We start from the raw sequence: 13,554 nt of genomic DNA, 5'->3' as shown, positions 1-13,554 counted from the left end.
TAATAAAGGAGAGCGCTGTGGCTAAGAAAGTACAAAAAAGTCAAATAGAGGAGATTGTGGCACAACTTCTTGAAAAAGGCCGTAAAAACGGTGTGTTGACACAATCAGAAATTTCAGATGCTCTTCATGAGCAAAGTGAGTTAACAGCAGAACAATTAGATGATATTTATGTTACTTTTAACAAACTAAATATCGAAGTTGTTCCAGATGTTGAGGACGATGATAAAGACGATGCCCTTGAACCTGATGATGATGTCGATGAGGACCGTGATGCTGCGTCTGAAAAGAATATCTCTATTGACCTAAGCGTAGATGCTAGTGTTAATATCGACGATCCAGTTCGTATGTATTTGAAAGAAATTGGTCGTGTTCCATTGCTTTCAGCTGACGAAGAAATCGTATTAGCAAAACAAATTGAAGCAGGGGCAGAGGAAGATGCTACATATAAAGAAATTCAACTTAGCAAAAAGGCTAAGAAGAAATTGGTAGATGCTAACTTGCGCCTTGTTGTAAGTATTGCTAAACGTTATGTTGGCAGAGGCATGTTATTCTTGGATTTGATTCAAGAAGGTAACTTGGGCCTTATCAAAGCGGTCGATAAATTCGACTATACAAAAGGTTATAAATTTTCCACCTATGCAACATGGTGGATTCGTCAAGCGATTACGCGGGCTATTGCAGACCAAGCGAGAACAATACGTATTCCAGTTCACATGGTTGAAACTATCAATAAATTGATTCGTATTTCCCGACAATTATTGCAAGATAAAGGCAGAGAACCAACGCCGGAAGAAATTGCAGAAGGCATGGGTATCACTGCTGAACGTGTTCGTGAAATTCAAAAAATTGCACAAGAACCAGTATCCTTGGAAACACCAATTGGTGAAGAAGAAGACTCCCATTTGGGCGATTTCATCGAAGACCAAGATGCGGTGGCACCAGATGATGCGGCCAGCTACATCTTGTTGCAAGAACAAATCGAAGACGTTTTCACATGCTTAACAGACCGTGAACAACAAGTATTGATTTTACGTTTTGGCTTGAAAGATGGCAAACCACGTACTCTTGAAGAAGTAGGCCAACACTTTAACGTAACTCGTGAACGTATTCGTCAAATCGAAGGTAAGGCGTTAACAAAATTACGTAATCGCGGTAAACGCGATAAAATTAAAGATTTCTTATAAGAATGTCTTAACCATTAGGGTTGCAGTACATATACATGTATGGCAGCCCTTTTGTGCTATAATAAAAGTAATATAATACACTAAGTTTTTAGATATATAGGGGATAACATGTATACTGTTAGCAAACGTTTAGAGGTGAGTGCATCTCATCAATTACAATTAGATTATCCGAGTAAATGTCAGAATTTGCACGGTCACAATTGGATCATAACCGTTCATGCCCGTAGCGAAGAATTAGATCATAATGGCATGGTGATTGATTTTACTATCATTAAAGAAAAGATTCATGGCCGTCTTGATCATAAACATATTAATGACGTATTAGGAAATATTAATCCTACTGCAGAAAATATGGCGAAATGGATTGCCGATGAATTAGGCCCAAAATGTTTTAAGGTAGAGGTTCAAGAGTCAGAAGGAAATGTTGCTATCTATGAACGTGATTGAACTATTTTCCTCCATTGATGGAGAAGGGAAACGGCAAGGATTTTTGACTACCTTTTTGCGCCTCCATGACTGTAATATTCGCTGCTCTTATTGCGATACATTGTATAGTTATGGTCCTGAAAGCACTTTTGAAAGCATGAGTGTTCAGGCTGTAGCTGATGTGATTGAACAATTAGAAAATCATCGCATCACCATTACTGGTGGAGAACCGCTTTTACAGGAAACAGCTGTTATTGAACTTATTGATGAGTTAGCAAGACGTAATCCTGGATATGATTTTAATATAGAAACGAATGGTACAATCATACCCAGCTTTCACAGAGATAATGTATGGTTTACCTATGACTATAAGACGCCGTCATCCTTAGCAGAAGAGGCTATGAACTTAGATATATTCAAGGTAGCTACACCTGCGGATATCATTAAATTCGTAGTTGGTTCTATGCAAGATTTAGACCGTATGAATGAAATTCTAAAAACATATCCTACGGATGCACAAATTTTCGTGTCTCCTGTATGGGGCAATATTGAAGGGGCTACGATCGTTGAGTATATGAAAGCCCACAATTGGCAGAACGTTAGATTCCAGCTGCAAATTCATAAATTTATTTGGGACCCTGATGCGAAAGGAGTATAACATGGACACAAAACGAATCGAATCATTAGTGTATCAATTACTGGAAGCATTGGGAGAAAATCCAGACCGTGAAGGCCTCGTAGAAACACCAAAACGGGTGGCTCAAATGATGGAAGAAATGTTTGAAGGCATCCAATATACGAATGCAGACATTGCGGATATGTTTGGTAAAACATTTGACGTCGATACAAACCAAATGGTAATTGTAAAAGATATTACCTGCTTTTCCCATTGTGAACATCACATGGCCTTGATGTATGATATGAATATTAGTATCGGCTATATTCCTCGTGGCTGTGTCATCGGCTTATCCAAGATGCCACGCATTGCAGAAATGTGTTGCAAACGATTACAACTACAAGAAAAAATCGGTGAAGACATTGCCGAAGTCATCTCCATTGCCACCGGCACCGACGACGTCATCGTCCACATCACAAGCTCCCATAGCTGCGTCAGCGCCCGCGGCGTAAAATCCGCCAACAGCAAAACAACCACCCTCGCCACAAAAGGCGTCTTCGAACAAGACGACATGATCAACCGATTCCTAACACTCAAAAACGCATAAGACAGTTATCCTGTTTAATCCGGGATTCCCGTAGATGCTGAAAATTCTTAGGTACTCAGTTGTCGTATAGTAACCAAAAGAAGGGTTGTCCAAACGACTTTGTTTGTCCAATTCCGGGGCACCGTAGATGCTGTAAATTCTTTGCTCACGGAATGTAAGATAGAGTAGAACATGCAGTTCCTCTCAAACGACTTATCTCCTGTTTGGGCCCAGGGCACTGTGAATACTGAAAAGACTTAGGTGCCAAGTTGCTCTATAGTAACAAAAAGAAGGGTTGTCCAAACGACTTTGCCTGTCCAAACCCGGGGTTCCGTAGATACTGAAAATTTCTTGCTTACATAGATGGCGAAGTGTAGCGGAAAGGTACCGTCCACAAACGACTTTGGCCCTGTCCCGCAGGGACAGACCTGGCCGGTGGAGGCTTGGGGGCGGTACCTTTTCGTGGCAATACGTATCTTGACGTAAGCAAGAATTTTCAGTATAATTTTATACGCAAGCTTGGGCCTATAGCTCAGGGGTAGAGCAACCGGCTCATAACCGGTCGGTCCCTGGTTCGATCCCAGGTGGGCCCACCAAACTTGTATAAATTGAATCAATGAAACCTGCTCCGATTGGAGCAGGTTTTTTGTTATAATATAGATATCAAAAGTAGATAGTATGAAGGTTGATGGACCTGTTAGTATACGAGGTGGTTATGAAAGCAAGAACTATGACAGATCGTTTAGAGGCGGTCTTCGATATTGTTCCCCATGCAGAATCTATTGCAGATATTGGAACGGATCATGGTTATTTAGCTGTTGAATTAATTGTGAGAGGCAAGGCCAAACGCGTTATCGCTGGTGATGTTCATAAGGGTCCTTTGGAATCGGCCAAGTCCTATGTTACATCTCGAGGGCTTAGCAATGTGATCGATTGCCGCCTTGGTGATGGCTTGCAAGTCACTAAAAAGGGTGAATTAAATGGCGCCATCTGTTGCGGTATGGGTGGATTTTTAATGCGCGATATCGTCGAGGAAGGTCCAGAATTGCTGGAGTTCTATGTGTTACAACCTCAGAATGGCCAAGCCGAATTGCGCCAATATATGGTGAAAAAAGGATATCGTATTGTTAAAGAAATTATCATGAAGGATATGGGGAAAATGTACACTGCATTTGTAGCCGTTCGTTCTGACTGTATCGATACATATGGTGACAATGCTAGCTATTCGATTCATTCTGACGATGCTCTTTATGATACATTGCCAAAGACCTCTATTCTTTGGTCTGTAGGGGCTTTATTAGCTAAAGAGAAACCTGCATTATGGAATGAATACATAGATTTTTTGATTTACCAACGACAATGTGCGCTAGACGGCATGACAACGGAGCTTTCAAATACGGAGAAATATAAACAATTACAACATGAAATAGATAAATTGGCGATTCTGCGCTGATTATTGGTTAGGAGTGATACGATGGTGTTAGCAAAACAAATTATAGAATCGATGGAACAATGGGCACCGCCTCATTATGCTGAGTCATGGGATAATGTAGGCCTTATGGTGGGGTCGAAACAACGTAATGTATCTAAAATCGTTACGACGCTCGATATAACACCTGAGGTCATAGAGTATGCGATAGCTGAACAGGCTCAAATGATCATTAGCCATCATCCATTTATTTTTAAAGGTTTGAAATCATTAAATTTAGATAGCTCTCAAGGAAAATTAATTGAGAAACTTATAAAAAATGATATTGTTGTATATAGTGCGCATACGAACTTAGACATTACTACCGGCGGACTCAATGATATGTTAGCGAACCGATTAGGATTGACGAATGTGAGAGGCTTTGTTCCGACCGGTTCTGATATGGTATATAAAATTACCACCTTTGTGCCGACCGATACTGCCGATGCAGTACGTGAAGCAATGGCTAGTGCTGGCGCTGGTCGTATTGGCAATTACGAATCATGTAGCTTTAGTTTTGCAGGCGAAGGTCGGTTTAGAGGTAATGATGAATCCCATCCGGTCATTGGTGAAGCTGGAACATTGACGGTTGTACCAGAGGTGGCCGTTAATGTTATCGTAGATGGTGCTCATAAACAGGCTGTTATCAATGCTATGAAAAAGGCTCACCCTTATGAAGAGGTGGCATACGAAGTATTTACGTTACATGAACCTAATATAGGTCGTACGTTGGGTCGTATCGGTGAATTGCCTGAGACTATGGATTTTGAAAGCTTCCGCGAGCACCTCCAAGAATCTTTACCACATGCTAATCTTAGATTTGGAGGCATTAAAAAAGATTCTATTAAAACGATAGCCCTTTGCTCTGGTGGTGGTGCAGAGTTTATCAAAAATGCAGTTAAGGCTGATGCATATGTAACAGGAGATGTAAAATACCATGATGCACAGCTAGCTAAAGAACTAGGTTTATTCGTCGTAGATGCAGGCCATTTTGGTACGGAAGAGATTGTGGCTGATGGTATCCGCGATTATTTACGAGACCAATCTGACAAAGGTGGCTGGGATATTACTGTACAATCCTTTGAGAACCAAGCAGATTTTTTCTTTGAATAAAAATCTATTTTAATAGTAAATTTCGATATTCTTGCATAGTATATACAGCTATGATAAACTGAATTGAAGCAAGTATGAAAGACGGTTGCGAGTCCATTGGACTCGAGGAAAGTCCGAGCTCCATAGGGCAGGATGCCAGATAACGTCTGGCGAGGGTGACCTTAGGGAAAGTGCCATAGAAAAGGAAACCGCCACGTCAGTGGTAAGGGTGGAAAGGTGAGGTAAGAGCCCACCAGCAGTCTGGTAACAGGCTGGCTCGGTAAACCCCATCCGGAGCAAGACCGAATAGGGAAGGGTTAACGGTGGTCCCGCCTACCTTCCGGGTTGTGTCGCTCGAGCGTGCAGGCGACTGTACGCCTAGAAAGATAATCGTCACCGCGCAAGCGGAACAGAACTCGGCTTAATGATTGCTTGCTTCTTATATAGTTTATAATATGTAACACATAAAGGAGGCCTTTCGATGGCTATTACTGCTATTACAAGCGTAGAACAATTTGATGAATTAGTATTAGGTTCTAAAGAGCTCGTTATTGTAGATTTTTGGGCTGGCTGGTGCGAACCTTGTACAGTTATGCGTCCAGAAGTAGAAGCTGTAGCAGCAAAATTAGACGGCCGCGTTGAGTTTTTCAGCGTAGATGCAGAAGATAAGGCCTTGCGTCCTATTCTTTTGAAAGAAGATGTAGAAGGTATTCCTTCTATGGTATTCTTTAAAGATGGTAAATTATTGGATCGCATCGCAGGTTATAAAAAGGCTGATGTACTAGAATCTTTGATCAATGAAGTGATTAAATAATTCCAATTAATAAGAACACCTATCTGGATAATTATAAATATTATCTAGATAGGTGTTTTTCTTATCAATTTTTTTGATATATATACATAATGTCATAGTTTTATGTAATTTAAAATGATATAATGAGTTAATCGAGATAATATATCTCTCAATAGTTATAGTTGATTAGGTAATATATACATATTGCTGCAAAGTTGTTGTAAGGAGGCTGTATTCCATGAAAAATCGTGTGAACAGTTTATGGACTCTCTTCCAAGAGAGACGTCTCAGTCGGCGTACATTTATGAAATCTTGCGTGGCGTTGACTGCTATTCTAGGGTTGCCACCTACTATGCTTGATACAGTTGTAAAAGCTGCAGAAACAACAGAATTACCTACTGTAATCTGGCTTCATGGTCATGAATGTACCGGTTGTAGTGAATCCTTTATTCGATCTTCTTCACCATTTACATCCGATGTTATCTTAAATATGATTTCTTTGGAATATGATGATACATTGTCTGCAGCATCTGGAGAACCTTTAGAGGAACACCTTAAAAAAATCATTGCTGAGAAAAATGGCAAATATATCCTCGCTGTTGAAGGTGGGGTTCCATTGGATGAAAATGGTATCTACTGTACAGTAGGTGGCCGTACATTTAAGGAATCTTTATTAGAAGCTGCTAAAGGCGCTGCTGCAATTATCGAGTATGGTTCTTGTGCATCTTGGGGCGGTATTCAAGCGGCAAAACCAAATCCAACAAATACAGTGTCTGTATCCTCTGTTGTATCTGGTAAACCTATTATTAAAGTTCCTGGCTGCCCTCCAATTCCAGAGGTTATGACTGGTGTAGTTATGCACTACGCATTATTTGGTCAAATTCCTCCTTTGGATTCTCAAGGCCGTCCTAAACAATTTTATGGCAATCGCATTCACGATACTTGCTACCGTCGTGCGTTCTTTGACTCCGGTTTATTCGTTGAAGAATTTGACGATGATGCATCCAAAGCTGGTTGGTGCTTATATAAAGTAGGTTGTCGTGGACCTCAAACATATAATTCTTGTGGTAACTTGCGTTGGTGGAATGGTTTGTCCTATCCAATTCAATCCGGTCACGGTTGTATTGGTTGCTCTGAAAAAGGCTTCTGGGATAACGATGTATTCTACAAACGATTACCAGATATTCCATTGGCAAACACCATTACTACAGCTGATACAATCGGTACAGTAGCTGCTGTTGGTGCTACCGCTGCAGTTATCGTACATGGTGCTGCAACTCTTACGCGTAATAAAATTCTTGATATGAAAGAAGAAAAACGCTTGAAAGAACAAGGCTTATGGGATGAAAAGAAACATAATAATGGAGGAGGTCACTAATGAAACGCGTAGTAGTAGATCCGATTTCCCGTATTGAAGGTCATTTACGGGTAGAAATAAAAGTTGATGAAGCAAGTGGTAAGGTAGAGGACGCATTGTCCTCTGGTACTGCTTGGCGTGGCATCGAACTTGTTGCAAAGGACCGCGATCCTCGTGACCTTTGGGCATTCGTACAACGTATTTGTGGCGTATGTACAACAACACATGCATTGGCATCATTACGTGCTGTAGAAGATGCACTTGGCATTTCCATTCCTAAAAATGCGAACTACATTCGTAATATCATGCATAGCTCTTTAGATGTACATGACCATCTCGTGCATTTCTATCATTTACATGCACTTGATTGGGTTAGCCCTGTAGCAGCACTTAGTGCAGATCCAGCTAAAACAGCTCAATTACAAAATGATGTATTAGCTACTTATAATGTAAGCGGTCTAGCACCAGCTGAAACAGCATCTAAGGATTCTGCATATCCTAAAGAATTCCCTAAAGCTACAACTGCTTACTTTACAGCTGTACAACAAAAGGTAAAGAAAATTGTAGAATCTGGTCAATTAGGCATTTTCTCTGCTCAATGGTGGGATCATCCTGATTACCAATTATTGCCACCAGAAGTTCATTTGATGGCCGTATCTCATTACTTGAACATTTTAGACCGTCAACGTGACGTAGTTATTCCTCATGTTGTATTCGGTGGCAAAAACCCTCATCCACACTATATTGTAGGTGGTATGCCATGTTCTATTTCTATGAATGACATGAATGCACCTATCAATACAGCACGTCTTGCTGCGGTAGAAGAATCTATTGCATTAGCCAAAGATTTGGTAAGTAACTTCTACTTGCCTGATCTATTAGCTATCGGCAAAATTTACGTTGAAAAAGGCATGGTCGATGGTGGTGGCCTTGCGAAAAAACGCGTTATGTCTTATGGCGATTATCCTGATGATACGTATACAGGTATTTCTGATGGCGATTACCATAAAAAATGTATCGTTCGCTCTAATGGTGTTGTAGAAAACTTTGCATTAGGTGTAGATAAAGCTACATTTATCCCATTAGAAGGTAAGGATTTCATGGATCCTCAATACCTCAGTGAAGAGGTTGATCACTCCTGGTTTGCATATCCAGATGGTACTAGCACACTTCATCCACTCGATGGTGTTACCGATCCTAAATTTACAGGCCCTAAATCTGGTACAAAAGAAAAATGGGAATATCTTGATGAAGATAAAAAATATTCTTGGATCAAGTCCCCAACTTTCAAAGGCAAAACAGCGGAAGTGGGTCCATTAGCTAAATATATCGTCGTATATACAAAGGTAAAACAAGGTATTATCACTGATCCAACTTGGGCTGAATCCATGATGGTTCGTCAAATCGATACTGTATCCCAAGTATTGGGTGTGCCTGCTCATGTATGGATGACAACAATGGTTGGTCGTACTGCATGTCGTGGCCTCGATGCACAAGTGGCTTCTAATATTAGCCAATACTTCTTTGATAAACTCGTAGCTAACATCAAAAATGGTGATACTACTGTGGCGGATACATCTAAATTTGAGCCAAATAAATGGTCTAAGGATGCTAAGGGCGTTGGCCTTGTAGAAGCACCTCGCGGTGGTTTGGGTCACTGGATCCATATTAAAGACGGTCGTTCTGCAAACTATCAATGTATCGTACCATCTACATGGAACGCATGTCCTAAGACAGCAGCAAATGAACATGGCGCATACGAAGATGCTATGATTGATACACATGTTAAGATTGCAGACAAACCACTTGAAATTTTGAAGGTAATTCACTCCTTTGACCCATGTCTCGCATGTGCAACCCATTTATACAATAAAAAAGGCGAAAAAATCGTTTCCGTCAATACAGATGCATTGTGTAAATAAAGGGTGGTGGGCTTATGTTAATACATACTGACAAAAAAGCGTATGTTGTATTTAGTTTATGGCTGCGCATATTCCACTGGACAATGGTGCTTTCCGTAACAGCTTTATTCTGGACAGGCCTTTATATTGGTGATCCAGGGTTTGCAGCTATTACAGGACATCCGGAACCAACGTTTGCCATTGATGGCTGGTTCGCTATGGAAACGATGCGCCGTATCCACTTCATTGCGGGTGTCATTTTGACATTCTCCTTTATATTCCGATTTGCTGGTGCACTTTGGAATCGCGGGGATAGATTATTGCCTAAATTCCGTCAAAAACGGTATTGGTATGGCCTTCGTGAAACAACATTGCACTATTTGATGATTCCACAAAAGCATGAACATCACTGGTTACGTAACTCCTTGGCGAGAACGGCATATATGATGGTGTACATCATGTTCTTCTTTGAAATCATCACAGGTTTTTCAATGTATGCTATGATTGATCCTAATGGTATTATAGGAACTCTTTTTGCACCGATTATTACGCTATTTGGTGGTGAATATAAAGTTCATATTATCCATCACTATATTGCATGGGGCTTCTTATTCTTTACCATTATTCATGTGTACATGGCATTCCGAGAAGATGTTATGGAAGAATCTGGCGAAGTATCCGCTATGGTTTCCGGCATGAAATATTATGCCCATGATCCTATCGATATTGAAGACCTTAACGGTAAACGCCGTCGTGGTGAACGCATCGATAAACCATCTGGTACTACATATCGTCCAAGCAATCCTGACGATCCACGAGAAAAGGAATTACAAGATGACTAATATATCCACTGAAGAACAATTTGGTGGCATAGAATACGCGGGCTCTGAGAGCCCGCGTATTGATTTACATGCCATTTATGATGATTATGAGAATTCTATTGTCGTTCTAGGGGTAGGTAATATTTTACTTACCGATGAGGGCCTTGGTGTTCATGTTGTAGAGGATTTGAAAGCTAATTATACTTTCACCCCTCAGATAAGCTTAATTGATGGCGGAACGATGGGCATGGAATTATTGACCTATATGCGAGGTATGAAGAAAATCCTCTTGATTGACGCCGTTAATGGTGGCGAAGCACCTGGCACAATCTATGAGTTCCCACATCGCGAATTAGAACAATATTTTACGGACCATATTTCTGTTCATGAAGTAGGCATGCAAGATATATTGCGCATTCGTGCCATTCAAGAAAATCCATTGGAAGATGCTATTGTTATAGGTGTTGAACCTGAGTCGTTAGACGTAGGATTTGAACCTAGCGCGCCTGTACAAAAGGCATTACCTGAGGTAAAAAAACGGGTTCTACGTGTTCTTCGTGAATGGGGCGTACAAATCGAACCTAAATAAACTAATACGTATATGTATAGATAAGAATAGATTGATAGGATGAGAAAGGAGGGGCACTATGATTGAAAATTACAATAATGTACGGGCCGTTCTAAATGAGTTACGTCAAGCACTAAAGCAGCTACGTGAAACTGGTGCAACCTATTCCATATATATTGAGAAGACTGGCCTTGCTGAAGAAGAGCAAGTAGAGGTGCTAGAAACTTTGGGGCGTGGACATATTACGATTACCTTCAATGAAACAGATCAACCTGTAGAATGGTATGAATCTCAATTTTCTGGCATTTGGATTGGTACCTATAAAAATGGTCGTGATGACTCAATCCTACATACGGTAGAGGTAGCTCGTTATCCTGAAGTAGTAGGTGCTTTTGATGAAGATATCATGACAGCAGAAGAAGATCTTACGACATGGATTGATGCAGCTGGACTATAAAACAAATAGTTTAATGCCTATACATATGATATGCGTAAAAGTGTATAAATGTAACAATTTAATAAATAGAGTGCTTATTAATAAGCATCTAAGATAAGAATGCAATATGAAGAGAATGAACCTCAAAATCCTGAAAAGTAGCATAGCTATGGGAATTATGAGGTTCATCTTCTTTATTGTTAACCTTTTAAATTTGCCTATATTGACTATTTAACGCTAAAATATAGAAGTAATCGACGGAGGATATATGTTAGTTTCAATTGTTGTACCTGTATATAATGAAGAAGAAAATATAGCTATTTTTTACAATGCCGTAACAAAAGTTATGACAGGTCTACCATATGAATATGAACTTATCTATGTCGATGATGGATCTACGGACTCGTCTGTTGTCGTTTTGCGCGAGATTGCAAAACTTGATACGCGAGTTAAGGTCGTGTTGTTGGCACGGAACTTTGGTCATCAGACTGCGTTGACATGTGGTCTTGATTATGCCAAAGGTGATGCGGTAATCACCATGGATGGTGATATGCAACATCCGCCGGCTTTGATTCCAGAACTGATACGTTTGTGGGAGGCTGGTTACGATGTGGTACGTACCATACGCGACTCTACGGAGGATGCCAGCTGGGCAAAATCCTTCACTTCTAAATATTATTATAAACTGATGAATAAAATGGCAGATGTTCCCATCGTAGAAGGGGGATCTGATTTCCGTTTAATGAATCGTAAGTCGCTAGAAACTTTGAAACATTTCCGTGAACACGGGCGTTTCTTGCGTGGCATCGTTGGTGCACTTGGCTATCGCCAAGCGGAACTTCACTTTGTTGCGCCTCCTCGCTTTGCAGGGGTTTCGAAATTCAGTGTGCGCAAAATGATTCGCTTTGCTCTTGATGGGGTAACGGCGTTTTCGCGCGTTCCATTGCGTGCGGCTTTGTATGTAGGTGTCCTATGTGGGGGCTTGAGTTTTCTCTTGATTCTACATTTGCTCTACGTTTACTTAACGGGTCAAGCATTAAACGGGTGGACCACCTTGGGCGTGTCCATATTATTTATCGGTGGTATCCAATTAGTTGGTCTTGGCATTATCGGCGAATACGTGGGACGCGTATTTGAAGAGGTAAAACAACGTCCATTATATTGGGTGAAAGCTGCTATAAATTTTGATGGTGAAAATCCAGAAATAGCTTATGAACCATCAAAAGCTGATATATTTATAGCCAATCAAGTACCTGGCCCTGAAGAAGATAAAGACTAGCTGTATTTGTTGGATGCAAATAGAGAGACGGTTAGTATATTTTGAATAAGTAAACTCACTTTGAAGTTTTAGGAAGGAAGAATATGAAGTCAAAATATAGTAAGAGTAAAATTGCGGCATTAACATTAACATTTGTATGTGCGACCACTGCGATGGCAAGCGCTACAACATTACAATATGGTGATAAAGGTAGAAACGTAATTGCTGTACAACAACAATTAATCAAACACGGTTATAATGCAACCGATAAAAATGGTGTGTATGGCAAAGAAACGAAATGGGCTGTACGCCTATTCCAACAAGATCGTGGTTTACCTGTAGATGGTATTATCGGACCTGCAACGTACAATGCGTTGATGGGGGCTCCTCGTACAACTAAAGCAGTACTATCCAATAATGCAGCTACAAAAGCAGTGGCAACAAAATCTGCTTTCACAAATCAAAATGCACAATCTAGACGTCTTGCAGGCCAAAACGTTAAGTTAAATAATTTGAAAAAGGTACAAACGCCAAACAATATTCATGCTATTTTGGCAGAAGCCGATAAATATCGCGGTGTTCCTTATGTATTTGGCGGCACTACACCAAGTGGTTTTGACTGCTCTGGTTATGTTAAATATGTGTTTGCAAAACAGGGTATTTCTCTGCCACGTTTAGCGGATGAACAATACAACGTAGGTGTTGAAGTTTCCCGTGCGAACCTCAAGGCTGGTGATTTAGTATTCTTCGAAACTTATGAACCAGGTCCATCTCATTCCGGTATTTACATTGGCAATGGTAAATTTATCAGTGCTACATCTAGCCGTGGCGTAGCCGTAGCGGATCTTGATACTGGCTACTGGGGCGAACGTTACATAGGTGCAAAACGCGTTATATAATATATGGTTTCTCCATGTAGAACCATTGGTGAACTATATATGAGCCATAAAAAGGGGCTATACGAATCAATTATGTTCTGTTGATTTGTATAACCTCTTTTTTGTATCTCTTTTTATGGCAACTAGATGGAATAAAGAATGCTAATGAA

At 40.4% G+C, this 13,554-nt stretch carries 14 protein-coding genes, 1 tRNA gene and 1 other RNA gene; all 16 read left to right on the top strand.

Annotation, left to right across the window (positions count from 1 at the left end; genetic code table 11):
- Positions 1-17: 17 nt before the first annotated feature.
- The 16 genes from rpoD (at position 18) to VIHSUH07_RS08860 (ending at position 13,405) form a co-directional block, all read left to right on the top strand.
- Positions 18-1,184: an RNA polymerase sigma factor RpoD gene (rpoD, locus tag VIHSUH07_RS08935; RefSeq protein ID WP_105084680.1), complete on the top strand. Its 1,167-nt coding sequence runs from the start codon at positions 18-20 to the stop codon at positions 1,182-1,184.
- Between the two features lie 108 nt (positions 1,185-1,292).
- Positions 1,293-1,631, top strand: a complete 339-nt coding sequence (gene queD, locus VIHSUH07_RS08930; RefSeq protein WP_105084679.1) for a 6-carboxytetrahydropterin synthase QueD — start codon at positions 1,293-1,295, stop codon at positions 1,629-1,631.
- Positions 1,606-2,268 (top strand): radical SAM protein, encoded by a 663-nt coding sequence (locus VIHSUH07_RS08925; RefSeq protein WP_105084678.1) that lies wholly within the window; start codon positions 1,606-1,608, stop codon positions 2,266-2,268. The genes queD and VIHSUH07_RS08925 overlap by 26 nt, the downstream gene beginning before the upstream one ends.
- A 1-nt stretch (position 2,269) precedes the next feature.
- Positions 2,270-2,833, top strand: coding sequence for a GTP cyclohydrolase I (gene folE / locus VIHSUH07_RS08920; protein ID WP_105084677.1), 564 nt, complete (start codon positions 2,270-2,272; stop codon positions 2,831-2,833).
- 500 nt (positions 2,834-3,333) lie between these two features.
- Positions 3,334-3,408: transfer RNA gene (locus tag VIHSUH07_RS08915), tRNA-Ile, on the top strand.
- Positions 3,409-3,527: 119 nt separating this feature from the next.
- Positions 3,528-4,265 carry a tRNA (adenine(22)-N(1))-methyltransferase gene (locus tag VIHSUH07_RS08910; protein WP_105084676.1) on the top strand — a complete coding sequence of 246 codons (738 nt, stop codon included), beginning with the start codon at positions 3,528-3,530 and terminating at the stop codon, positions 4,263-4,265.
- 21 nt (positions 4,266-4,286) lie between these two features.
- Entirely contained in the window at positions 4,287-5,393 is a 1,107-nt protein-coding gene (locus VIHSUH07_RS08905) for a Nif3-like dinuclear metal center hexameric protein (protein WP_105084675.1), read from the top strand.
- A gap of 65 nt (positions 5,394-5,458) precedes the next feature.
- Positions 5,459-5,815: RNase P RNA component class A (gene rnpB, locus VIHSUH07_RS08900), an RNA gene on the top strand.
- 38 nt (positions 5,816-5,853) lie between these two features.
- On the top strand, positions 5,854-6,186 hold the full coding sequence (locus VIHSUH07_RS08895; protein WP_105084674.1) for a thioredoxin family protein: 333 nt from the start codon (positions 5,854-5,856) through the stop codon (positions 6,184-6,186).
- Positions 6,187-6,403: 217 nt separating this feature from the next.
- Positions 6,404-7,543 (top strand): hydrogenase small subunit, encoded by a 1,140-nt coding sequence (locus tag VIHSUH07_RS08890; RefSeq protein ID WP_105084673.1) that lies wholly within the window; start codon positions 6,404-6,406, stop codon positions 7,541-7,543.
- Entirely contained in the window at positions 7,543-9,444 is a 1,902-nt protein-coding gene (locus VIHSUH07_RS08885) for a nickel-dependent hydrogenase large subunit (protein ID WP_105084672.1), read from the top strand. Before VIHSUH07_RS08890 ends, VIHSUH07_RS08885 begins: the two co-directional genes overlap by 1 nt.
- 14 nt (positions 9,445-9,458) lie before the next feature.
- The gene (cybH, locus tag VIHSUH07_RS08880; RefSeq protein WP_038123078.1) at positions 9,459-10,265 is read left to right on the top strand and encodes a Ni/Fe-hydrogenase, b-type cytochrome subunit; all 807 of its coding nucleotides are present in this window, start codon (positions 9,459-9,461) and stop codon (positions 10,263-10,265) included.
- Complete coding sequence (locus VIHSUH07_RS08875) at positions 10,258-10,833, top strand: HyaD/HybD family hydrogenase maturation endopeptidase (protein ID WP_105084671.1); 576 nt, start codon at positions 10,258-10,260, stop codon at positions 10,831-10,833. Before cybH ends, VIHSUH07_RS08875 begins: the two co-directional genes overlap by 8 nt.
- Before the next feature lie 58 nt (positions 10,834-10,891).
- On the top strand, positions 10,892-11,269 hold the full coding sequence (locus tag VIHSUH07_RS08870; protein ID WP_105084670.1) for a hydrogenase expression/formation C-terminal domain-containing protein: 378 nt from the start codon (positions 10,892-10,894) through the stop codon (positions 11,267-11,269).
- 247 nt (positions 11,270-11,516) lie between these two features.
- Complete coding sequence (locus tag VIHSUH07_RS08865; protein WP_005376014.1) at positions 11,517-12,527, top strand: glycosyltransferase family 2 protein; 1,011 nt, start codon at positions 11,517-11,519, stop codon at positions 12,525-12,527.
- An 83-nt stretch (positions 12,528-12,610) separates the two neighbouring features.
- Positions 12,611-13,405: a C40 family peptidase gene (locus tag VIHSUH07_RS08860; RefSeq protein WP_005382650.1), complete on the top strand. Its 795-nt coding sequence runs from the start codon at positions 12,611-12,613 to the stop codon at positions 13,403-13,405.
- Positions 13,406-13,554: the final 149 nt, after the last annotated feature.

Source organism: Veillonella sp. T34266-5 (assembly GCF_002959815.1).
GTDB classification, from domain to species: domain Bacteria; phylum Bacillota; class Negativicutes; order Veillonellales; family Veillonellaceae; genus Veillonella; species Veillonella atypica.
This window is presented reverse-complemented; position numbering and strand designations above follow the sequence as displayed.

Excerpts from the sequence above, each read along its gene's own strand:
- cybH (WP_038123078.1), top strand. The coding sequence starts at position 9,459 with ATGTTAATACATACTGACAAAAAAGCGTATGTTGTATTTAGTTTATGG.
- VIHSUH07_RS08870 (WP_105084670.1), top strand. The coding sequence starts at position 10,892 with ATGATTGAAAATTACAATAATGTACGGGCCGTTCTAAATGAGTTACGT.
- VIHSUH07_RS08885 (WP_105084672.1), top strand. The coding sequence starts at position 7,543 with ATGAAACGCGTAGTAGTAGATCCGATTTCCCGTATTGAAGGTCATTTA.
- VIHSUH07_RS08895 (WP_105084674.1), top strand. The coding sequence starts at position 5,854 with ATGGCTATTACTGCTATTACAAGCGTAGAACAATTTGATGAATTAGTA.
- VIHSUH07_RS08905 (WP_105084675.1), top strand. The coding sequence starts at position 4,287 with ATGGTGTTAGCAAAACAAATTATAGAATCGATGGAACAATGGGCACCG.
- queD (WP_105084679.1), top strand. The coding sequence starts at position 1,293 with ATGTATACTGTTAGCAAACGTTTAGAGGTGAGTGCATCTCATCAATTA.
- VIHSUH07_RS08890 (WP_105084673.1), top strand. The coding sequence starts at position 6,404 with ATGAAAAATCGTGTGAACAGTTTATGGACTCTCTTCCAAGAGAGACGT.
- VIHSUH07_RS08860 (WP_005382650.1), top strand. The coding sequence starts at position 12,611 with ATGAAGTCAAAATATAGTAAGAGTAAAATTGCGGCATTAACATTAACA.
- VIHSUH07_RS08910 (WP_105084676.1), top strand. The coding sequence starts at position 3,528 with ATGAAAGCAAGAACTATGACAGATCGTTTAGAGGCGGTCTTCGATATT.
- folE (WP_105084677.1), top strand. The coding sequence starts at position 2,270 with ATGGACACAAAACGAATCGAATCATTAGTGTATCAATTACTGGAAGCA.
- VIHSUH07_RS08925 (WP_105084678.1), top strand. The coding sequence starts at position 1,606 with ATGTTGCTATCTATGAACGTGATTGAACTATTTTCCTCCATTGATGGA.
- VIHSUH07_RS08865 (WP_005376014.1), top strand. The coding sequence starts at position 11,517 with ATGTTAGTTTCAATTGTTGTACCTGTATATAATGAAGAAGAAAATATA.
- VIHSUH07_RS08875 (WP_105084671.1), top strand. The coding sequence starts at position 10,258 with ATGACTAATATATCCACTGAAGAACAATTTGGTGGCATAGAATACGCG.